This is a genomic window from Streptomyces sp. NPDC090741 (assembly GCF_044769045.1).
Classification (GTDB): domain Bacteria; phylum Actinomycetota; class Actinomycetes; order Streptomycetales; family Streptomycetaceae; genus Streptomyces.
In genome coordinates this window covers 1-21,288 of sequence record NZ_JBIVXF010000001.1, presented here as the reverse complement: position 1 = coordinate 21,288, position 21,288 = coordinate 1, and the positions used below count along the sequence as shown (strand labels likewise).

At 70.3% G+C, this 21,288-nt stretch carries 17 protein-coding genes; 13 read left to right on the top strand and 4 right to left on the bottom strand.

All coding sequences use genetic code 11. From position 1 onward, the window contains the following. The first annotated feature begins 182 nt into the window (after window positions 1-182). The 4 genes from eccB (at window position 183) to ACIQU4_RS00070 (ending at window position 4,003) form a co-directional block, all read left to right on the top strand. On the top strand, window positions 183-1,787 hold the full coding sequence (eccB, locus tag ACIQU4_RS00085) for a type VII secretion protein EccB (protein WP_403723805.1): 1,605 nt from the start codon (window positions 183-185) through the stop codon (window positions 1,785-1,787). Between the two features lie 17 nt (window positions 1,788-1,804). Continuing rightward, window positions 1,805-3,079: a type VII secretion-associated serine protease mycosin gene (gene mycP, locus ACIQU4_RS00080; protein WP_403725876.1), complete on the top strand. Its 1,275-nt coding sequence runs from the start codon at window positions 1,805-1,807 to the stop codon at window positions 3,077-3,079. 213 nt (window positions 3,080-3,292) lie between these two features. After that, window positions 3,293-3,628, top strand: coding sequence for a WXG100 family type VII secretion target (locus tag ACIQU4_RS00075; RefSeq protein ID WP_054220986.1), 336 nt, complete (start codon window positions 3,293-3,295; stop codon window positions 3,626-3,628). A gap of 63 nt (window positions 3,629-3,691) precedes the next feature. After that, window positions 3,692-4,003: a WXG100 family type VII secretion target gene (locus tag ACIQU4_RS00070; RefSeq protein WP_403723802.1), complete on the top strand. Its 312-nt coding sequence runs from the start codon at window positions 3,692-3,694 to the stop codon at window positions 4,001-4,003. A gap of 79 nt (window positions 4,004-4,082) precedes the next feature. Here ACIQU4_RS00070 and ACIQU4_RS00065 read toward each other — a convergent pair whose 3' ends face one another. Together ACIQU4_RS00065 and eccCa are read right to left on the bottom strand one after the other, a co-directional pair. Further along, window positions 4,083-4,328 carry a DUF397 domain-containing protein gene (locus tag ACIQU4_RS00065; protein ID WP_030161442.1) on the bottom strand — a complete coding sequence of 82 codons (246 nt, stop codon included), beginning with the start codon at window positions 4,326-4,328 and terminating at the stop codon, window positions 4,083-4,085. A 160-nt stretch (window positions 4,329-4,488) separates the two neighbouring features. Next, window positions 4,489-8,454 (bottom strand): type VII secretion protein EccCa, encoded by a 3,966-nt coding sequence (eccCa, locus tag ACIQU4_RS00060; RefSeq protein WP_403723799.1) that lies wholly within the window; start codon window positions 8,452-8,454, stop codon window positions 4,489-4,491. A 218-nt stretch (window positions 8,455-8,672) separates the two neighbouring features. Here eccCa and eccD point away from each other — a divergent pair, with 218 nt between their 5' ends. The 6 genes from eccD to ACIQU4_RS00030 all read left to right on the top strand — a co-directional run bounded on the left by eccD (window position 8,673) and on the right by ACIQU4_RS00030 (window position 15,849). Continuing rightward, the gene (gene eccD / locus ACIQU4_RS00055; RefSeq protein WP_403723797.1) at window positions 8,673-10,178 is read left to right on the top strand and encodes a type VII secretion integral membrane protein EccD; all 1,506 of its coding nucleotides are present in this window, start codon (window positions 8,673-8,675) and stop codon (window positions 10,176-10,178) included. Between the two features lie 174 nt (window positions 10,179-10,352). After that, window positions 10,353-10,640, top strand: coding sequence for a 30S ribosomal protein S15 (gene rpsO, locus ACIQU4_RS00050; RefSeq protein ID WP_048475599.1), 288 nt, complete (start codon window positions 10,353-10,355; stop codon window positions 10,638-10,640). A gap of 313 nt (window positions 10,641-10,953) precedes the next feature. Then, window positions 10,954-13,176: a polyribonucleotide nucleotidyltransferase gene (locus tag ACIQU4_RS00045; protein WP_403725873.1), complete on the top strand. Its 2,223-nt coding sequence runs from the start codon at window positions 10,954-10,956 to the stop codon at window positions 13,174-13,176. After that, window positions 13,173-14,552 (top strand): M16 family metallopeptidase, encoded by a 1,380-nt coding sequence (locus ACIQU4_RS00040; protein WP_403723794.1) that lies wholly within the window; start codon window positions 13,173-13,175, stop codon window positions 14,550-14,552. The genes ACIQU4_RS00045 and ACIQU4_RS00040 overlap by 4 nt, the downstream gene beginning before the upstream one ends. Before the next feature lie 75 nt (window positions 14,553-14,627). Further along, window positions 14,628-15,383, top strand: coding sequence for a 4-hydroxy-tetrahydrodipicolinate reductase (dapB, locus tag ACIQU4_RS00035; protein WP_403723791.1), 756 nt, complete (start codon window positions 14,628-14,630; stop codon window positions 15,381-15,383). Between the two features lie 19 nt (window positions 15,384-15,402). Beyond that, a complete protein-coding gene (locus tag ACIQU4_RS00030; protein WP_403723788.1) occupies window positions 15,403-15,849 on the top strand; it encodes a hypothetical protein in 447 nt (148 codons plus the stop codon). Between the two features lie 173 nt (window positions 15,850-16,022). On the opposite strand, the gene ACIQU4_RS00025 is transcribed toward ACIQU4_RS00030, so the two are convergent. After that, complete coding sequence (locus ACIQU4_RS00025) at window positions 16,023-16,589, bottom strand: PH domain-containing protein (protein ID WP_403723785.1); 567 nt, start codon at window positions 16,587-16,589, stop codon at window positions 16,023-16,025. Between the two features lie 47 nt (window positions 16,590-16,636). Then, the gene (locus ACIQU4_RS00020) at window positions 16,637-16,876 is read right to left on the bottom strand and encodes a hypothetical protein (RefSeq protein WP_403723782.1); all 240 of its coding nucleotides are present in this window, start codon (window positions 16,874-16,876) and stop codon (window positions 16,637-16,639) included. Window positions 16,877-17,123: 247 nt separating this feature from the next. Here ACIQU4_RS00020 and thyX point away from each other — a divergent pair, with 247 nt between their 5' ends. From thyX to ACIQU4_RS00005, 3 genes are all read left to right on the top strand, one after another. Next, window positions 17,124-17,864, top strand: coding sequence for an FAD-dependent thymidylate synthase (gene thyX, locus ACIQU4_RS00015; protein WP_403723780.1), 741 nt, complete (start codon window positions 17,124-17,126; stop codon window positions 17,862-17,864). Window positions 17,865-18,112: 248 nt separating this feature from the next. After that, on the top strand, window positions 18,113-19,012 hold the full coding sequence (gene dapA / locus ACIQU4_RS00010; RefSeq protein WP_053693204.1) for a 4-hydroxy-tetrahydrodipicolinate synthase: 900 nt from the start codon (window positions 18,113-18,115) through the stop codon (window positions 19,010-19,012). A 120-nt stretch (window positions 19,013-19,132) separates the two neighbouring features. Continuing rightward, a complete protein-coding gene (locus ACIQU4_RS00005; protein ID WP_403723776.1) occupies window positions 19,133-20,818 on the top strand; it encodes a ribonuclease J in 1,686 nt (561 codons plus the stop codon). Window positions 20,819-21,288 lie beyond the last annotated feature (470 nt).

The window sequence follows — 21,288 nt, the reverse complement described above, 5'->3', positions numbered from 1 at the left end:
AGGTGCCCCCAGGGCCGTATCCCGTGCTGATTCGTGCGGTCCGGAAGGCAGCGAACGGCGGCCTCACCCTACCCGGCCCGTACCCACCCTCCGTCAAGAGGCATAGTAGGTGCCCGGTCCGACAATCGAGGCCCGGGGACCGTACTCACCGACCGGGCCGATGCGGGGAGAAGCAGGCGGTCATGGCATCACGACGTGATGAACTCAACGCGTACACCTTTGCGAAGCGGCGCACGGTGGCCGCGTTCCTCCAGCCTTCCGCCACGGGCTCCGAGGAAGGCGCACCGCGCCCGCTGCGCGCGGTCCTGCCCGGGCTGGTCGCGGGGGCGCTCGTACTCGCCGCGTTCGGTGCGTGGGGGATGTTCAAGCCGCAGGCCCCCAAGGGCTGGGACGAGGCGGGTACGAAGGTCATCGTCGGCAAGCAGTCCACGACCCGGTACGTGGTGCTGACGACGAAGGTGAACGGCAAGGACCAGACCCGGCTGCACCCGGTGCTCAACCTGGCCTCCGCCCGACTCCTGCTGGATCCGCAGAAGTTCAAGGTGATCCAGATCGACGACAAGGTCCTGGACGCGGGCAAGCCACCGCGCGGGCCCATCATCGGCATCCCGTACGCGCCCGACCGGCTGCCCGCCCCGCAGGACGCGGGCAAGGCCAAGCGGTGGGCCGTCTGCCAGGCGCCGGGCGGCAACGGCAAGACCGTGCAGACCGCGACGTTCGTCCTCGCCGACCGCGAGGCGGGACTGATGGACGACGCCCGCAAGCTCACCGACACGCAGATGCTGTACGTGCAGAGCACGGGCGGGGCCAAGGAGCGCTACCTGGTCGACGCCTCGGGCACGAAGTACAAGTTCCCCGAAGGCGGCGCGGACGCGGGGAAGATGACCAACGCGCTGGTCGGCAGTACCGGCGCCACCCCGCAGCAGGTCACCGAGTCCTGGCTGGCCACCCTCAACCCCGGGGACGACCTGGCCTTCCCGCAGCTGCCGGTCGCGGCCGGCACGAAGGCGGACGTCCAGGGCCTGACCACCGCCGACAACAAGGTCGGCATGGTGCTGATGGCGCAGACCGGCTCCGGCGCGCAGCACTACGTCGTCCTGCCCGGGAAGGTCGCCCCGGTCTCCGACTTCATGGCGTGGCTGCTGATTTCGGCGCCCGCGACCGACGGCCTCAACATGCACGGCAAGCCCCACGAGGTCGACCTCCAGTCCCTCAACCCGGACACCACGCCGTTCAAGGGCGAGGCCAAGTGGCCGCAGAGGAAGTCCGACCGCATCAACATGACGGCCGCCCCGGCGGACGCCGCCGGTGCGCAAGGCGCGGCTTCGCAGGGCGCCGGCGCCCGCGACACCGTCTGCAACGTGCTGCGCTCGGTCGACGGCCAGGGCAACCAGACGCTGAGCACCTGGGCCGGCACCGGATTCCCCATCGACATCACCGCCAGCGGCACCAGCGCGTACGTCACGCCGGGCTCGGGACTGCTCTTCACACAGGTCCAGGGGCGGCAGACCACGGCGGGCGGCGCCCTCTTCCTGGTCACCGACACCGGCCTGCGGTACGCGGTGCAGGCCAACGGGGACAGCGACGCCGAGAAGTCGAAGATCGGCGCCTCCGACCAGCAGAACGGCCAGGCCACCGCCGACGGCCGGCCCGAGGCCAGCCAGGCGCAGATCCGGCTCGGCTACGGGACCGTCACACCGGCCATGGTGCCCATCGCGTGGTCGGAGTTCCTCTCGAAGGGGCCGCGCCTGGACACCAACTCCGCCCGCCAGCCCCAGGGTTCGTGAGGACGCCGCCGATGCCGATGTCGATCCCGATGTCCCCGTACGCACGCGGTGCGCTCGTCTGCGCCGCGCTCGCCGCCGCCCTGTCCGGTACGACCGCCGCGGCCGGCGCCGCCGCGGCGGCTCCGTACCCGCAGCCCGTCCACGCCCCGGCCGCCCCCCTGGCGCTCGCGGGCGCGGGCGAGTGCACCTTCCCCATGAAGAAGCAGATCGCCGACCGCCCCTGGGCCCTGCAGCGGCTGCTGCTCGACGCGCTCTGGGCGCAGACCAAGGGCAAGGACAAGAACGGCAAGCCCGTCCGCGTCGCCGTCATCGACACCGGTGTGGACCGGGCGAACCCGCAGCTCAGCGGGGCCATAGACGTGGGCGCGGGCAAGGACCTCGTCGACCCCAAGGGCGGCGACGGGACCACCGACACGGTCGGCCACGGCACCAAGGTGGCCGGGCTGATCGCGGCCCGGCCGCAGGAGGGCACCGGCTTCGTCGGCCTGGCCCCCGACGCCACGATCATCCCGATCCGGCAGAACGACGGGCAGGGCAAGGGCAACGCCCTCTCGCTCGGCCAGGCGATCGACCACGCGGTGTCCAAGGGCGCCCAGGTCATCAACATCTCCCAGGACACCGACGTCCCGCTGAGCGCCGACTCCGAGCTCGGCAAGGCCGTCCAGCGGGCCGTCGACGCCAAGGTCGTGGTCGTGGCCTCGGCGGGCAATGACGGCATGACCGGGGAGAAGCGCAAGACCTACCCGGCGGCCTTCCCGGGCGTCCTCGCCGTGGCCGCCTCGGACCGCAACAACGAGCGGGCGGCGTTCTCCCAGCCCGGCGACTTCATCGGGGTCGCCGCGCCCGGCGTGGACATGGTCTCCACCGTCCCCGGATTCGGGCAGTGCATCGACAACGGCACCAGCTTCTCTGCGCCGTACGTGGCCGGGCTCGCCGCCCTGCTGCGCGCCAAGCACGAGGACTGGACCCCGCAGCAGATCATCTGGCAGATCCAGGGAACCGCCGAGCGATCGGTCAACGGCCGTGACGACTACGTCGGATGGGGCGTCGTCGACCCGGTGCGGGCGGTCACGCAGGACCACGAGGCGCCCAAGGCCCCGGTCCCGGACCCGGGCCCGCCCCCGGCGGCCGCGCCCGAGGCGGCGGCGCTGCGGATGACCGAGACGGCGCAGGAGCGCGAGGAGCGGTTCGGCACGTACGCTCTCGGCATCGCGGGCGTGCTGATCGCGGTCATCGCGGGCACGGCGACGGTGGTGCGCGACGCGCGCAAGCGCCGGGGCCGTTTGCAGTGAACCGTCACAGTTCATCAACGGTAGCGGCCCACCGGTGTTGGGCCTGTCAGATGAACTGGCTAGAGTGACACCAGGCTTCACGACTGTGATCGGGGGATCGCGTGAGGCGGAGGGGATTTCCGGTGGTGCGTGACTCAGATCCGCGCCCGGAACCTCCCTTCCGCTGCGCAATCCGCCGGTTCTGCCGGCGAATTGAGAAGTGAGGAGCTTCGGATGAGCAATTTCGGACTCGCAGACGATCCGATCGTCCAGGCGAAGAACAAGATCGAGACGACGGCCCGTGCCGTCACCACCCAGTCCCGCGAGCTGGCCGACATCCTCGCCACGGTGAGCGCCGGCTGGACCGGTGTGGGTGCCTCGGGCTTCGTTTCCGCCCAGACGGTCGTCAACGAGGACCACGACGAGATCCGTCGTCTGCTCGGGGTGCTGCACAACGCGGTCGCGCAGACCAAGAACCTCAGCAACGCGCAGGACGACGACGTGCGCGCGGCGTTCAAGACGGTGCAGGCCGGCGCCGGCCAGGGCGGCTCGGGCCTCAACAGCATCTGACCTGCCGCCCAGGTCTCGCGGCGTCACGTCGTTCCCAGTCAACTCAGCGTGAAGGAGTACAACATGTCCGGTCCCGACGGCGGGCACACCAAGGTCCGGTATGAGACCGTCCAGGAGATGGCGGACCGCATCCGCGTCGTCTCGAAGAAGATCATGACGGACCTGGAGGAGATGGACCAGGCCCTGAAGGTCGTCACGGACACCTGGGACGGTGAGGCGCACCAGGCGTACGTCACCCTCCAGGGGAAGTACAAGGGCAAGGCCGACCACATGCACAAGCAGCTGGAGCAGGTCGCCACGCTGATCGAGCGCGGCAAGGGCGACTACCGCGCCACCGACGTGAAGGCCTCGCGCCTGTTCACCGAGGCCTACTGAGCCCGGTCGGCCACAGCCGCATGACGAAGGGGCGCGCCCGGCCGGGCGCGCCCCTTCGTGCCGTTGCGGCGTACGGAACTCAGCGCGGGCCGCGGTCGAGGTCGAACTCCCCGTCCCTGGCCCCGAGTACGAAGGCCTCCCACTCGGCCGCCGTGTAGCGCAGGACGGTGTCCCGGTCGAGCGAGGACCGCATGGCCACCGCGCCCTCGGGCAGCCGCGCGATCTCGACCCGCTCCTCGTCGGGGCTGGACCCCGGAGGCCCCTCCCACTCCACGCCGCTGATGTCGAGCGCGTACAGCTCGTCCTTCTCCTGCTGAGTGCCCATGTGCGGCCTTTCCCTCGGCGGTGCGGTGCTCCCGCGGTCTTCCCTCCCGATTATCGGTGCTGCGCTCCCCTCCGGGGGAGCGTTTCCCGTTGATCACGAGAAAGCGGGGCCCGGCTGTCGGCCGGGCCCCGCTTTCTCGTCCGTGCTCCTCCCCAGGTCCCTACATCCCCGGCAGGCGGCCCAGCTGCACGAGCGACGTGCCCCGCTTGCGGGAGGAGAAGTACGCGCGGCCCGGGGGCATCGGGCGGGGGCGGACGTTGCCGATCAGGTCGCCCTCGGACGGGTCGCCCGACAGCACCACGCCCTGCGCGCCGAGCTCCTTGAAGCGCTGCATGAACGGCTCGTACAGCGAACGCGACGCGCCCGCCGAGTTGCGCGCGATGATGAAGCGGACACCCGTGTCGCGGGCGAACGGCAGGTACTCCACCAGCGGGGCCAGCGGATTGCCCTGGCTCGTGGCCACCAGGTCGTAGTCGTCGATGACGATGAACACGTCCGGGCCCGTCCACCAGCTGCGGTCGCGCAGCTGCTGCGGAGTGACGTCGGTCGGCGGCTGGCGCCGGGAGAACACCCCGCCCAGCGCCTCCATGTGCGTCTGCAGCGAGCTCGCCATCGGCGCGTACTCCAGCAGGTGCTCCTCCGGCAGCGCCCCGAGCAGGCTGCGCCGGTAGTCGCCGACGACGAGGCGGGCCTGCTCCGGGGTGTACCGCTCCGCGATCTGCTGGCAGATCAGCCGCAGCAGGTTCGTCTTGCCGGACTCGCTCTCGCCGAACACCAGGAAGAACGGGTCGCTCTCGAAGTCGACGAACACCGGCTCCAGGTCCGTCTCGTCGATGCCGATGGCCAGCCCGCGGCCCGGCTGGTCCCCGCCCCGGGGCAGCTGGTCGGCGTGCAGCAGCCGCGGCAGCAGCCGTACGCCGGGAGCCGCGGCCCCCACCCAGTTCTGCTTCACCGCCGACACGAAGGCGGCCGTGGCCTCCGACAGCTCCTCCGGGTCGTGCGCGCCGTCGATCCGCGGCAGCGCGCCCAGGAAGTGCAGCTTCTCCGCGACCTGGCCCCGACCCGGCATCCCGGTCGGCACGTTCGCCGCGACCTTGCGGTCGAACTCGGAGTCCATGACGTCGCCGAGCCGCAGCTCCAGCCGGTTCAGCATCTGGTCCTTGAGCGCGGCCCGCACCTCCATGTACCGCGCCGCCGTGATCACCACGTGGATGCCGTAGCCCAGACCGCGCGAGGCGATGTCCGTGACCACCGGCTCCAGGCCCTCGTACTCGGTCCGGAAGCCGCCCCAGCCGTCGATGACGAGGAACACGTCGCCCCAGGCCTCGCCGGGCAGGTCGCCCGCCGCGCGCCGGCGCCGGTACGTGCCGATCGAGTCGACGTTGTTCGCGCGGAAGAACTCCTCGCGGCGGTTGAGGATGCCCCCCACCTCCGCGACCGTGCGCCGCACCCGCTCCGGGTCCAGGCGCGAGGCGATCCCGCCCACGTGCGGCAGCTCCGAGATCGACGACATGCTGCCGCCACCGAAGTCCAGCCCGTAGAACTGCACCTCGCGCGGCGTGTGCGTCAGCGCGAACGAGGAGATCAGCGTCCGCATCAGCGTCGACTTGCCCGACTGCGGGCCGCCGACCACCATCATGTGGCCCGCCGCACCCGAGAAGTCCCGGTACAGCACCTCGCGGCGCTGCTCGAACGGCTTGTCGATGAGGCCGAGCGGTACGACGAGCCCGCCGGGCCGCGTGTACCCGTCCGCGTGCAGCCCCCGCTCCGCCGAAGGCGCCAGCGCCGGCAGCAGCTGGTCCAGCGGCGGGGCCTGGTCGAGCGGCGGCAGCCACACCTGGTGCGCCGGCACCCCCTGCCCCTCCAGCCGGCCCACGATCACGTCCAGCACCGTGTCCGCGAGCGCGTCGTCCTCCCGCTGCGACTGCGCCGCCAGGTACGCCGGGTCCGGCGCCGCGTACACGACCGGCACCGGGGTCGCCGTGAACAGCGCGGGCCGCCGCTCCACCGGGAACAGCCCGACCGACAGGTCCGGGCCGCCCGAGCGGTAGGTGCCCGAGACGTACGCCGCCTTGAAGCGCGTCATCTCGTCCGTACCGAACTTCAGGTAGCCCGAACCCGGCACCGACGGCAGGTGGTACGCGTCCGGCACACCGATCGCGGTCCGCGACTCCGCCGCCGAGAAGGTCCGCAGACCGATCCGGTACGACAGGTACGTGTCCAGCCCGCGCAGCTTGCCCTCCTCCAGGCGCTGCGAGGCCAGCAGCAGGTGCACGCCCAGCGACCGGCCGATGCGGCCGATCTGGATGAACATGTCGATGAAGTCGGGCTTCGCGGTCAGCAGCTCGCTGAACTCGTCGATGACCAGCACCAGCGAGGCCAGCGGCTCCAGCGGGGCTCCCGCCGCGCGCGCCTTCTCGTAGTCGTGGATGTTCGCGTAGTTGCCCGCCGAGCGCAGCAGCTCCTGCCGGCGCTGCAGCTCGCCGCGGATCGAGTCGCCCATGCGGTCCACGAGCGTGAGGTCGTCCGCCAGGTTGGTGATGACCGCGGCCACGTGCGGCATCTGTCCCATGCCCGTGAAGGTCGCACCGCCCTTGAAGTCGGCGAGTACGAAGTTCAGCGTCTCCGAGGTGTGCGTGACCGCCAGGCCCAGCACCAGCGTGCGCAGCAGCTCCGACTTGCCGGAACCGGTCGCGCCCACGCACAGGCCGTGCGGGCCCATGCCCTCCTGCGCCGCCTCCTTCAGGTCCAGCATGACCGGCGCGCCGCCCTCGCCGACGCCGATCGGCACGCGCAGCCGCTCACCGGCCGAGCGCGGCCGCCAGGTCCGGGCCACGTCGATCGAGGCGGCGTCGCCCAGGTTCAGCAGGTCCGTGAAGTCCAGGTTGGCCAGCAGCGGTTCGTCATCGTCCCCGCCGCCCGTGCGCAGCGGCGCCAGCTGCCGCGCGAGCGCCTCCGCCGCGGGCAGCGACAGCGTGTCCGGTACGCCCTCGTACGCGATCCCCGCGCCCGACTCCAGCCGCAGCCGGCCCGGCCGCACCACGACCGACAGCCCGCCGCGCGGCTCGTCCAGCTCGCCCGCGACCACCTCGACGATGGTCACGCCCTGCAGCCCCTCGGCCGCCGCGAACGCCGAGTCCGGCGGCACCAGGCCGCCACGGGAGTTGGCGTCCAGTAGGACGACCAGGTGCGGCTGGTCCAGCACCGGGGACACGTCCCGGCTGAACCGCGGCCGCCCCTCCAGCCGCGGCGCCAGCAGCCCCTCCAGCTCGGTCAGGTCATCGCTGAACAGCCGCTTCGTACCGGCCCCGTCGACCTGCCCCGGCACCTGCGTGTGCGGCAGCCACTTCGTCCAGTCCCAGGACGGCACCGCCCCGGGCGCCGCCACCACGGCCACCACCAGGTCCTCGGGGGAGTGCAGCGTCGCCAGCTGCGCCACCAGCGCCCGCGCCGCCCCGCGCGCCGACTCCGCCTCCCCGGACACCGTCACGTGGTAGAACGCCCGCAGCGACACCGCCACCGGCAGCCCGTCCAGCGAGGAGTGCACCTTCAGGAAGCGCTGCATCGCGCCCGCCGTCAGCGGCTCCAGCTCGTCCACCGGCGCCGTGTCCGGCGCCACCAGCGGAGTCGCGAGCCGCTGCGCGCCCAGCCCGAGCCGGGCCTGCCCGAAGTCCTCGTCGCCGACGCGCCGCTCCCACAGCCGCGAACCCTCGGCCACCACCGACCACAACTGCTCGGGCGCCGGGTGCAGATACAGCTGGGCGTCGCGCTGCGCCCGCGCGGTCCTGCGGACCTGACGGCGGGTCTGCGCGAGGTATTTGAGGTAGTCCCGGCGCACATCGGCCATTTGCCCCTGCGTACCGCGCCGGTGGCGCACCAGCTGGGCCAGAACCATGCCCACCGTGGACACCAGCATCAGCACACCCATGATGCGCATGAAGGGCGCCGCACCCGGCATGAAGAAGAAGACGACCGACGAGCCCATGCCGAGCATCGGCAGGAGCTGCATCAGCATGCCCTCCTGCTGCCCGCGGGGAAGCTCCGGCGGAGCCTCCAGCCTCAGCTCGTCCGAAGGAACTTCGGGCGGCAAGGACCGCGGCGGGCGTTTGACGACGATCTGACTCACCGGAGCATCAATCCCTCGAAAACGGACGGGACGTCGCAACCGGCGCCCCCAAGTCCCGGGCGCGAAGGGGGTCTCCCCTGCGCGACGGTGATCCTACTTGCCGACAGTCACTCATACGCCCGGTAGGGTGGCCCGCGCAGTATGCGCATCCGCGAATCCACGGCGAATCCAAGGCAGCGGTGCTTGCACCCGCTTCGCCAACCAGGGGGGTCACACAGGTGAGTACGGCCGCAACGACGGGCTTCTGCAGGGTCACCGTCGTGGCTCCCGACAGCCGCATCGACGTCGCCCTTCCCGAGGACATCGCCGTCGCCGACGTCTACCCCGAACTGCTGCGCCTCACCGGCCAGACCCAGCCCGTCGGCGCCCCCACCGGCTTCCACCTGGTGCGCCGCGACGGCACGGTCCTCGACGGCGCCCGCACGCTCGCCGCCCAGCAGGTACTCGACGGCGAGGTGCTGAGCCTGCGCCCGTTCGCCGACTCGCTGCCGCCCGCCGTCTTCGACGACGTCTCCGACGCCGTCGCCTCCGCCGTCGTCCGCGACCGCCACCGCTGGAGCGACGACATGCTGCGGGGCGCGGGCCTGATCGGCGCCGCCCTGCTGCTCGTCCTGCTCGGCTTCGTCCTCTGGTACGCCGACCCGGTCCGCCACGACATGCACGGCCTGCCCGGCATCATCGCCGGCGCCGTCGGCGTGCTCCTGACCGCCGCCGCCGGGGTGCGCGCCCGGGTCTACCGCGACCGCGGCTCCGCCGTCGCCCTCGGCCTCGGGGCCCTCCCGCTCATGCTGATCGCCGGCTCCGGGATCATCGCCGCCGGCGCCGGCGAGGGACCCGGCCGGCTCCAGTTCCTGCTCGGCTGCGTCTGCGTCCTGGTCGCCTCCGTCGCCCTGGTCGCGCTCACCCCGAACGGGGACGCCCCCTTCGTCGCGGCCACCTTCCTCGCCGCCACCGGCACCCTGGCCACCTTCGTCGCCATCGTCACGGAAGCCTCCGCCACCGCGGCCGCCGCCGTCTGCGCCCCCGTGGCCATCGGCCTGGTCGCCTTCCTTCCCGGTCTCTCCGCCCGCTTCGCCCGGCTGCCCATCGGCTACGCCGCCCCGCAGAGCGCCGTGGAGGATTACGAGACCCCGGACCGCTACGAGACCGAGCCGTACGGAGACCCCTCCGGCTCCGAGCAGCACGAGCCCGGCACCCCGCTCGACGCCGAGGCCATCGCCGCCCAGGCGCGCCGCGGCCACGAGATGCTCCTCGGACTGGTCGGCGGCTGCGCCGCGATCGCCGTCGGCTCCGCCGCCGTCCTCGGCTTCTCCGACAACACCTGGGGCCGCCTCCTGGCCCTGACCACCGGGCTGGCCATGCTGCTGCGCGCCCGGCTCTTCCGCTACACCTCCCAGGTCGTGTGCACCCTGGTCGCCGGTCTGGCCGCCATCGCCCTGCTGATCCTGGGCCTGGCCCTGCACCCGCCGGCCGACCTGGTCCGCGAGCTCGTCCAGTACCACGACCGCGGCGGCCTGGACCTCCGTACGATCTGGCTCTCCGCCGCCGTCGCCGCCGGCGCGGCCCTCCTCGCGGGAATTGCGCTTGTCATCCCGCGCAAGGGCCTGTCACCCTTCTGGGGACGGCTGCTCGACCTCACCGAGGCGGCAGTACTGCTCAGTCTCGTCCCGCTGGCCCTCGCCGTGCTGGACGTGTACGCCCGGGCCCGCGCTCTCACCAGCTGAGACAGGGGCCGCGCGGCAGCCTGGTACGCTGTGTGACGGCCGTTTGTGTACGCGCCCCCGGAAATCCTTCTGGAGGCTGCGCTCAGCGGACCCCGCCTCCCGAGTTACGGAAGATCCCCAGAGAATTCGACCTGGGGCACTCGGTGGCCACGAAGACCTATACGAGGAGTACGCGTGTCGCTCGACGCCGCTACGAAGAAGCAGATCATCGCCGAGTTTGGTGCCAAGGAGGGCGACACCGGCTCCCCCGAGGTCCAGGTCGCGATGCTCTCCAAGCGCATCACGGACCTGACCGAGCACCTCAAGACCCACAAGCACGACCACCACTCCCGTCGTGGTCTGCTGATCCTGGTCGGCCAGCGTCGCCGCCTGCTGCAGTACCTGGCCAAGAAGGACATCCAGCGCTTCCGTGCGCTGGTCGAGCGCCTCGGCATCCGCCGCGGTGCGGCCGGCGTCAAGTAAAGACGCTGTGAAGGGAGCGGTTCCCACGCTGAGGGGGCCGCTCCCTTTGCTGTACGTGCTGACGCTCTACGTGCGGGACGTACCGGACGCTTTGTAGTCTGGACGCAACGTGCACGGCGAACCATGTGCACAACTGAAGAGGAGGAGCGCCCTCCCAGGCCGCCGGTCCTCGGTAGTGGTACCCGGAAAGCCCCACGGGCACCGAACCGGGTACTTCGATCGAAGACCGGCCCGCACGCAAGGAGCGCTTCTCCGCCACCGTCCGCAGCCACACGGGCAGCGGACGGAGACGACGAAAATGGAGAAAACGCTAGTGGAGAACGAGACCCACTACGCCGAGGCCGTTATTGACAACGGTTCCTTCGGCACCCGCACCATCCGCTTCGAGACGGGCCGTCTGGCCCGCCAGGCCGCCGGCTCCGCCGTTGCCTACCTGGACGACGACACGATGGTGCTTTCCGCCACCACCGCGTCGAAGAAGCCCAAGGACCAGCTCGACTTCTTCCCCCTGACGGTGGACGTCGAGGAGCGGCAGTACGCGGCCGGCAAGATCCCCGGCTCCTTCTTCCGCCGTGAGGGCCGCCCCTCCGAGGACGCGATCCTCACCTGCCGCCTGATCGACCGCCCGCTGCGCCCGTCCTTCAAGAAGGGCCTGCGCAACGAGATCCAGGTCGTCGCCACCGTCATGGCGCTCAACCCGGACCACCTGTACGACGTCATCGCGATCAACGCCGCGTCCGCGTCCACGCAGCTGGCCGGCCTGCCCTTCTCCGGCCCGATCGGCGGCGTCCGCGTCGCGCTGATCCGCGGCCAGTGGGTGGCCTTCCCGACGCACACCGAGCTCGAGGACGCCGTCTTCGACATGGTCGTCGCGGGCCGCGTCCTGGAGGACGGCGACGTCGCGATCATGATGGTCGAGGCCGAGGCCACCGATAAGACCATCGCCCTGGTCAAGGGCGGCGCCGAGGCGCCGACCGAGGAGATCGTGGCCGCCGGCCTCGACGCCTCGAAGCCCTTCATCAAGGCCCTCTGCAAGGCCCAGGCGGACCTGGCGGCCAAGGCCGCCAAGCCCGAGGGCGAGTTCCCGGTCTTCCTGGACTACCAGGACGACGTGTACGAGGCCCTCGCGGCCGCCGTCAAGGGCGACCTCGCCCAGGCGCTGACCATCGCGGGCAAGCAGGACCGCGAGGCCGAGCTCGACCGCGTCAAGGACATCGCCGCCGAGAAGCTCCTCCCGGCCTTCGAGGGCCGCGAGAAGGAGATCTCCGCCGCCTACCGCAGCCTGACCAAGGCCCTGGTGCGCGAGCGCGTCATCAAGGACAAGGTCCGCATCGACGGCCGCGGGATCACGGACATCCGTACCCTCGCCGCCGAGGTCGAGGCCATCCCGCGCGTGCACGGCTCGGCGCTGTTCGAGCGTGGCGAGACCCAGATCCTGGGCGTCACCACCCTCAACATGCTCCGCATGGAGCAGCAGCTGGACACCCTCTCCCCGGTGACCCGCAAGCGCTACATGCACAACTACAACTTCCCGCCGTACTCCGTCGGTGAGACCGGCCGCGTGGGCTCGCCCAAGCGCCGCGAGATCGGCCACGGCGCGCTCGCCGAGCGCGCGATCGTGCCGGTCCTGCCGACCCGCGAGGAGTTCCCGTACGCGATCCGCCAGGTGTCCGAGGCCCTCGGCTCCAACGGTTCGACGTCCATGGGCTCGGTCTGCGCGTCCACCATGTCGCTGCTGAACGCCGGTGTGCCCCTCAAGGCCCCCGTCGCCGGTATCGCCATGGGCCTGATCTCCCAGGAGATCGACGGCAAGACCCACTACGTCGCCCTCACCGACATCCTCGGTGCGGAGGACGCCTTCGGCGACATGGACTTCAAGGTCGCCGGCACCAAGGAGTTCGTCACCGCGCTCCAGCTGGACACCAAGCTGGACGGCATCCCGGCCTCCGTCCTGGCCGCGGCCCTCAAGCAGGCCCGCGACGCCCGCCTCCACATCCTCGACGTGATGATGGAAGCGATCGACACGCCGGACGCGATGTCCCCGTTCGCCCCGCGGATCATCACCGTCAAGATCCCGGTGGACAAGATCGGTGAGGTCATCGGCCCCAAGGGCAAGATGATCAACCAGATCCAGGAGGACACCGGCGCCGAGATCACGATCGAGGACGACGGCACCATCTACATCGGTGCCTCCGACGGCCCGGCCGCCGAGGCCGCCCGCGCCACGATCAACTCGATCGCCAACCCGACCATGCCGGAGGTCGGCGAGCGCTACCTGGGTACGGTCGTCAAGACCACCACCTTCGGTGCCTTCGTCTCCCTCATGCCCGGCAAGGACGGCCTGCTGCACATCTCGCAGATCCGCAAGCTCGCCGGTGGCAAGCGCGTGGAGAACGTCGAGGACGTGCTCGCGGTCGGCACCAAGGTGCAGGTCGAGATCGCCGAGATCGACTCCCGCGGCAAGCTCTCCCTGGTCCCCGTGATCGACGGCGAAGCCGCCGGCGACGACGCCGACAAGGACGACTCCGACAAGTGACGTCGCGTAGTTCCCGTGTGACGGCCCGCCCCTCTTCGGAGGGGCGGGCCGTCGCCCGTACCCAAACCGTGCTCAAGGGCACCAACGGCATCGGCACCGTCCGGCGCACCGTCCTCCCCGGCGGACTGCGCGTCGTCACGGAGACCCTGCCGTCCGTCCGGTCCGCCACCTTCGGCATCTGGGCCCACGTCGGCTCCCGGGACGAGACGCCCTCGCTGAACGGCGCCACGCACTACCTGGAGCACCTCCTCTTCAAGGGCACCGACAAGCGCAGTGCCCTCGACATCTCCTCCGCGATCGACGCGGTCGGCGGGGAGATGAACGCCTTCACGGCGAAGGAGTACACCTGCTATTACGCGCGGGTGCTCGACACCGACCTGCCGCTGGCCATCGACGTCGTGTGCGACATGCTCACCGGCTCGCTGATCCTCGAATCCGATGTCGACGCCGAGCGCAACGTCATCCTCGAAGAGATCGCGATGACCGAGGACGACCCGGGCGACATGGTCCACGACCTGTTCGCGCACACCATGTACGGGGACACCCCGCTGGGCCGCCCCGTCCTCGGCACCGTCGACACGATCAACGCGCTCGGCGCCGACCGGATCCGCCGCTTCTACAAGAAGCACTACGACCCCCGCCACCTGGTGGTGGCCGCGGCCGGCAACGTCGACCACAACAAGGTCGTACGCCAGGTCCGCGCGGCCTTCGAGAAGGCCGGCGCCCTCGGGCACACCGACGCAGAGCCGATCGGACCGCGCACCGGGACCAAGCGCATCCGCACCTCCGGCCGCGTCGACCTGGTCAACCGCAAGACCGAGCAGGCCCACGTGGTCCTCGGCATGCCCGGCCTGGCCCGCACCGACGAGCGCCGCTGGGCGCTCGGCGTGCTGAACACCGCCCTCGGCGGAGGCATGTCCTCCCGCCTCTTCCAGGAGGTCCGGGAGAAGCGCGGCCTGGCCTACAGCGTGTACTCGTACACCTCGGGCTTCGCCGACACCGGCCTCTTCGGCGTGTACGCGGGCTGCCGCCCGAACCAGGTCCACGACGTGCTGCGGATCTGCCGCGGCGAGCTCGACAAGGTCGTCTCCGAGGGGCTCACCGACGAGGAGATCAAGCGGGCCATCGGCCAGCTGTCCGGCTCCACCGTCCTCGGCCTGGAGGACACCGGCGCGATCATGAACCGCATCGGCAAGAGCGAGCTTTGCTGGGGCGACCAGATGTCCGTCGACGACATGCTGGCCCGCATCGCGTCCGTCACCCCGGACGACGTCCGCTCGGTCGCCGCCGACGTACTGGCCCAGCGGCCGTCGCTCGCGGTGGTCGGCCCGCTGAAGGAGAAGCAGGCCGCCCGCCTCGACGAAGCGGTGGCCTGAGACCCTGACACCCCGAGGCCGGGCACCGGCCGCCGCCGGCCGGTGCCCGGCCCGTACGACAGGAAGCGAAGAAGCATGAGCAGCAAGCTGCGGGTAGCGGTTCTCGGTGCCCAGGGCCGCATCGGCTCCGAAGCGGTCAAGGCCGTCGAGGCCGCCGAAGACATGGAGCTGGTGGCCGCCCTCGGCCGCGGCGACGAACTGGAGACGGTGGCCGAGGCCGGCGCGCAGGTCGCGGTCGAGCTGACCACCCCCGCGTCGGTCATGGGGAACCTCGACTTCCTCATCGGCCACGGCATCCACGCGGTGGTCGGCACCACCGGCTGGAACGAGGAGCGCCTCACCCAGCTGGACACCTGGCTGGCCGGCTCCCCGCAGACCGGTGTGCTCATCGCCCCGAACTTCTCCATCGGCGCCGTCCTCACCATGAAGTTCGCCGCCCAGGCCGCCCGCTACTTCGAGTCCGTCGAGGTCGTCGAGCTCCACCACCCGAACAAGGTCGACGCCCCCTCCGGCACCGCCACCCGCACGGCGCAGCTCATCGCGGCCGCCCGCGCCGAAGCCGGCTGCGCCCCGCAGCCCGACGCCACCGCCACCGCCCTCGACGGCGCACGCGGTGCGAACGTCGACGGCGTCCCGGTGCACGCGATCCGCCTGCGCGGCCTGCTGGCCCACCAGGAGGTGCTCCTCGGCGGTGAGGGCGAGACCCTGACCATCCGCCACGACTCCCTGCACCACAGCAGCTTCATGCCGGGCATCCTGCTCGGCGCGCGCCGCGTCGTGCAGCACCCGGGCCTCACGTTCGGCCTGGAAAACTTCCTCGACCTCGGCTGATGAGCAGGCAGTAGTCCCCATGCGCGCGAAGATCACTTACTTCCTCACGGCCGCCGTCCTGGTCGTCTACTTCGTCCTGGCCGGCAGCCGGGGGGTGATGCTGATCCAGCAGGGCACCGCACTGACCGTCGCCTTCGGTGTCGCGGTGCTGATCCTGCCGGTCATCGGCGTCTGGTTCCTCTGGAAGAACACGCAGTTCGTGACCAGGGCGAACCAGCTCGCGACCGAGCTGGAGGCCGAGGGCGGACTGCCCGTCGACGAGCTGGAGCGGGACCAGTACGGCCGGATCCTGCGCGACTCCGCCGACGAGGTCTTCGCGCGCCGCAAGGCCGAGACGCAGGACGCGCCGGGGGACTGGCGCAGCTGGTTCCGTCTCGCCGTCGCCTACCACGACGCCCGCGACACCCCGCGCGCCCGCAAGGCCATGCAGCGGGCCATCGCCCTGCACGGTGGACCGCGCCGCTAGGGGTGTCTTACGGATCAGGCCGGGCTCGCGGCCCGATCCGTAAGACACCCCCTGGCCCGTGTCCGGGCCGCCCGGAAGCCCGAGAGCCCCCGGACGCCCGGTAAACCCTGGAAGCCCGTACAGGCCGCCTGAGCGGATCCCGTACGGGCTTCCAGGGCACTGGACGCCGGTGGTCAGGCGGGCACGGCCCGGTACTCGTCGGCCCAGGCCTCGACCGTGTCGGCGGCCCGGTCGAACGCCTCGGTCCGCGACAGGAAATCGGCATTGTGGTCGGTCAGCAGCACCGGCAGCTCCGCACCGCCGCGCCCGGCCGCCGTCAGGGCCTGGCCCTGGACGGTCCGCGGCAGCCCCAGCCACCGCACCGGCTGCTGGACCGTACGGAGCTCGGTGATCTCGTCCCAGGCGATCGAGCGGGTCCGGAAGAAGGACACCCGGCGCAGCCCCGCGGGGCTCACCCAGACGCCCGTCACGAGAATCCGCAGCGCGGAACCGATCACGCAGAGCGCGGCGACCAGGCAGACGAGGGCGCCGGCCCAGGTGCCCGCGAACGCGATGATCATCGTGGCGAGCAGCATGAAAGCGGCCAGCAGGAGCAGCAGTGCGGCGCCGGCCACCCGCCAGGGCCCGGGCCGGTACGGCCGGCGCCAGCGGTCGGGGTCCTCGTGGGCCAGTACGTCCTCGCCGGCACTGTCTTCGTGCGCGTCGAACGCGCGGTCGACCGTCAAGAAGGGCAGGGGCACGGCTGTACCTCACTCACATGCACGTTCGGTTGGGCTTGACCGTGAGGCTACCGCCCCTCGGAGGCCTCCGACTGCTGCGACTTGGCGGGCGCCTGGTGGGGCTGCAGTGCCGACATGCCGAACAGCAGGGAGCCGACGAGCCCGGCCACCACGGTCAGCCCGACCAGACTACGGGCGGCTATCTGGGCCGTGCCCAGACGCTCGCGCGGCGGCGGAGTGACATTGCTGCGGAAGCGGTCGGCCTCGGCGACGAAGGCGAACGGGACGGGCTCGCTCCGGCGAAACATAGAGCGACTCTCCTCACGGTCAGGGCCCGGGGGCGGCGGTGGCGGGTGCGTATGGCGTCTACTGGAGAAGACGTACGAACCGCCCAATCGGTGCCGGAATTCGGGACATTAACCAAATTTTATGGCTGGGCGTCAGCTGAAAGAGTGACCGGGCCGCCTCCCGGGCGGGCGGCAGAGCTGCGCGTGGAGCCGTGAGCCGCGCCGTAGAGTGGGCGCGCCCCAAGAGAGTCGTTCGGAAGGACCCCCGGTGAGCGAGACCGCCGCTTCAGACCTGAAACCCAGCTTCCGCAGTGATGTGACGGTGGAGCTGGTGAAGCACTCCGCCGCCGACTCCGACGTGCTGTGGGCCGCCCGTGTCTCCACGGCCGGCGAGCAGTCGCTCGAAGAGCTCCAGAAGGACCCGGAGCGCTCCAAGGGCCTCATCAACTACCTGATGCGCGACCGGCACGGCAGCCCGTTCGAGCACAACTCGATGACCTTCTTCATCAGTGCCCCGATCTTGGTGTTCCGCGAGTTCATGCGGCACCGCGTCGGCTGGTCGTACAACGAGGAATCGGGCCGCTACAGGGAGCTGGAGCCGGTCTTCTACGTCCCGGACGCCGAGCGCAAGCTCGTCCAGGAGGGCCGCCCGGGCAAGTACGTCTTCGTCGAGGGCACCGCGGCCCAGCAGGAACTGACGGGCCGGGTCATGGAGGACTCGTACCGTCAGGCCTACGAGGCCTACCAGGAGATGCTGGCGGCGGGCGTGGCCCGGGAGGTTGCCCGTTCGGTCCTGCCGGTCGGACTTTTCTCCTCGATGTACGCCACCTGCAACGCGCGCTCCCTCATGCACTTCCTCGGCCTGCGCACGCAGCACGAGCTCGCGACCACCCCGTCCTTCCCGCAGCGGGAGATCGAGATGGTCGGCGAGAAGATGGAGCGGCACTGGGCCTCGCTCATGCCGCTCACGTACGCCGCCTACAACGCCAATGGCCGCGTCGCCCCGTAAGGACCGGTACGGCCCGATGGGGACGGATGAGCCCATGGCGTACAGATGTGCGGAGTCAAGTCCGAAGTGTCCGTATTGCCACGTTTCGTAAAGTTCATCTAGGCTGATCAAACGGACCCGGCACTGCTTGAACCCCCGAGCAGGCAGTGCCGGGATCCAACAACCCTCCCGGCGCGTGCCGGGAGCCACACCCTCTTGACGTCCCCCGAGGGGACAACGTGAGCATGGCAGCGAGTAGCGTGTTACCCATGGCTCCGATCTCGACTCCGCAGACCCCCTTCGGGCGGGTCCTCACCGCTATGATCACGCCGTTCACGGCGGATGGCGCACTCGACCTCGACGGCGCGCAGCGGCTCGCCGTCCACCTGGTGGACGCAGGCAACGACGGCCTGATCATCAACGGGACCACCGGCGAGTCCCCGACCACCACCGACGCGGAGAAAAACGACCTCGTACGAGCCGTCCTCGAAGCGGTCGGCGACCGGGCCCACGTCGTCGCCGGCATCGGCACCAACGACACCCGCCACACCCTGGAGCTCGCCCGCCAGGCCGAGCGCACCGGCGCCCACGGCCTGCTCGCGGTGACCCCGTACTACAGCAAGCCGCCGCAGGAGGGCCTCTACCGGCACTTCACGGCGATCGCCGACGCCACCGAGCTCCCGGTGATGCTCTACGACATCCCCGGCCGCAGCGGTGTCCCGATCAACACCGAAACCCTGGTGAGGCTCGCCGAGCACCCCCGGATCGTGGCCAACAAGGACGCCAAGGGCGACCTCGGCCGCGCCAGCTGGGCCATCGCCCAGAGCGGACTCGCCTGGTACTCCGGCGACGACATGCTGAACCTGCCGCTGCTGTCCGTCGGCGCGGTCGGCTTCGTCTCCGTCGTCGGCCACGTGGTCACCCCCGAGCTCCGCGCGATGCTCGAAGCCCACCTGGGCGGCGACGTCCAGAAGGCCACCGAGATCCACCAGAAGCTGCTGCCCGTCTTCACCGGCATGTTCCGCACGCAGGGTGTGATCACCACCAAGGGCGCACTGAACCTGCAGGGCCTGCCCGCGGGTCCGCTCCGCCTCCCGCTCGTTGACCTGACGGCCGAAGAGACGGCCCAGCTCAAGATCGATCTTGCCGCCGGCGGGGTACAGCTCTGACATCAGACTTCACAACTGAATAAGCAAGACGAACAAACCAGACGAATGCAAGTGCACGAATGACATGCGCGCCACGTGCCTTACGACGAGGTACGTGGCGTGTGTGGTGAGGAGATACTTTTGAGCCATCCGCACCCTGAACTCGGCGCGCCGCCGAAGCTCCCCAAGGGCGGCCTCCGGGTCACCCCTCTGGGCGGTCTCGGCGAGATCGGCCGCAACATGACCGTCTTCGAGTTCGACGGTCGCCTGCTGATCGTCGACTGCGGCGTTCTCTTCCCCGAAGAGGAGCAGCCGGGCATCGACCTGATCCTGCCGGACTTCTCGTCCATCCGGGACCGGCTCGACGACGTCGAGGGCATCGTCCTCACGCACGGCCACGAGGACCACATCGGCGCCGTCCCGTACCTCCTCCGGGAGAAGCCGGACATCCCGCTGATCGGCTCGAAGCTGACGCTGGCCCTCATCGAGGCCAAGCTCCAGGAGCACCGCATCCGCCCCTACACCCTTGAGGTGAAGGAAGGCGAGCGCGAGAACCTGGGCCCCTTCGACTGCGAGTTCATCGCGGTCAACCACTCCATCCCGGACGCCCTCGCGGTCGCGATCCGGACGGGCGCGGGCATGGTCGTCGCCACCGGCGACTTCAAGATGGACCAGCTGCCGCTGGACAACCGCCTCACCGACCTGCACGCCTTCGCGCGCCTGAGCGAAGAGGGCATCGACCTCCTCCTCTCGGACTCGACGAACGCCGAGGTCCCGGGCTTCGTCCCGCCGGAGCGCGACATCTCCAATGCCATCCGCGGAGTCTTCGCGGGTGCCCAGAAGCGGATCATCGTGGCGTCCTTCGCCAGCCACGTGCACCGCATCCAGCAGATCCTCGACGCCGCCCACGAGTACGGCCGCCGGGTCGCCTTCGTCGGCCGCTCGATGGTCCGCAACATGGGCATCGCCCGTGACCTGGGCTACCTGCGTGTCCCGGCCGGCCTCGTCGTCGACATCAAGACCCTCGACGACCTGCCGGACGACGAGGTCGTGCTGGTCTGTACGGGCTCCCAGGGCGAGCCGATGGCGGCCCTGTCCCGCATGGCCAACCGCGACCACCAGATCCGGATCGTCCCCGGCGACACCGTGATCCTGGCGTCGTCGCTGATCCCGGGCAACGAGAACGCGGTCTACCGCGTGATCAACGGCCTGACCCGCTGGGGCGCCAACGTCGTGCACAAGGGCAACGCCAAGGTGCACGTCTCCGGTCACGCCTCCGCCGGCGAGCTGCTGTACTTCTACAACATCTGCAAGCCGCGGAACCTCATGCCGGTCCACGGCGAATGGCGCCACCTGCGCGCCAACGCCGAGCTCGGCGCCATGACGGGCGTCCCGAAGGACCGCATCGTCATCGCCGAGGACGGCGTGGTCGTCGACCTGATCGACGGCAAGGCCCGGATCTCCGGCAAGGTCCAGGCGGGGTACGTGTACGTGGACGGCCTGTCGGTCGGCGACGTCACGGAGGCCTCGCTCAAGGACCGCCGGATCCTCGGAGACGAGGGCATCATCTCGGTCTACGTGGTCGTGGACAGCAGCACGGGCAAGGTCGTCAGCGGCCCGAACATCCAGGCCCGCGGCTCCGGCATCGAGGACTCGGCCTTCGGGTCCGTCATGGTGAAGATCGAGGAAGCCATCGCCCGCGCCGCCGCCGACGGCGTCGCGGAGCCGCACCAGATCCAGCAGCTCATCCGCCGGACCATGGGCAAGTGGGTCTCGGACGGCTACCGCCGCCGCCCGATGATCCTCCCGGTCGTCGTCGAGGTCTGAGCCTCGCCGTAGCGCCGTCACTGGAGCGGGGCAACCGGATTTGCATCCGGGGCCCCGCTCCAGTACGTTTACGGCTCCACCTCGCACAACACCCCGGGCACACACGTGTGCCCGTACGTGTCATGCGCGAGCGGGTGAGATTCGAGACCAGGGAAACCTGATAAAGTCTGTTTCGCCCGAAAGGGAAAGGCCCTCCAGCGGCCACCGAATTCAATTCCACTCCGGAAACGGAGCGGAAAGAATCTGGTAAGGTTGGAACAGCCGGAAAGGGAAAGCGCGAAAGCGAAGGACCTGGAAAGCAAGCGGAACTGACTCTGATAGAGTCGGAAACGCAAGAACGAAAGCCCGGAGGAAAGCCCCAGTAAGTGTTACTGCGGGTGAGTACAAAGGAAGCGTCCGTTCCTTGAGAACTCAACAGCGTGCCAAAAATCAACGCCAAAAGTTGATACCCCGTCCACTTCGGTGGATGA

Coding starts and splice junctions, on each gene's coding strand:
- dapB (WP_403723791.1), top strand. CDS start 14,628: ATGAGCAGCAAGCTGCGGGTAGCGGTTCTCGGTGCCCAGGGCCGCATC.
- ACIQU4_RS00075 (WP_054220986.1), top strand. CDS start 3,293: ATGAGCAATTTCGGACTCGCAGACGATCCGATCGTCCAGGCGAAGAAC.
- dapA (WP_053693204.1), top strand. CDS start 18,113: ATGGCTCCGATCTCGACTCCGCAGACCCCCTTCGGGCGGGTCCTCACC.
- ACIQU4_RS00065 (WP_030161442.1), bottom strand. CDS start 4,328: ATGGGCACTCAGCAGGAGAAGGACGAGCTGTACGCGCTCGACATCAGC.
- mycP (WP_403725876.1), top strand. CDS start 1,805: ATGTCGATCCCGATGTCCCCGTACGCACGCGGTGCGCTCGTCTGCGCC.
- ACIQU4_RS00020 (WP_403723782.1), bottom strand. CDS start 16,876: ATGTTTCGCCGGAGCGAGCCCGTCCCGTTCGCCTTCGTCGCCGAGGCC.
- ACIQU4_RS00030 (WP_403723788.1), top strand. CDS start 15,403: ATGCGCGCGAAGATCACTTACTTCCTCACGGCCGCCGTCCTGGTCGTC.
- eccB (WP_403723805.1), top strand. CDS start 183: ATGGCATCACGACGTGATGAACTCAACGCGTACACCTTTGCGAAGCGG.
- ACIQU4_RS00070 (WP_403723802.1), top strand. CDS start 3,692: ATGTCCGGTCCCGACGGCGGGCACACCAAGGTCCGGTATGAGACCGTC.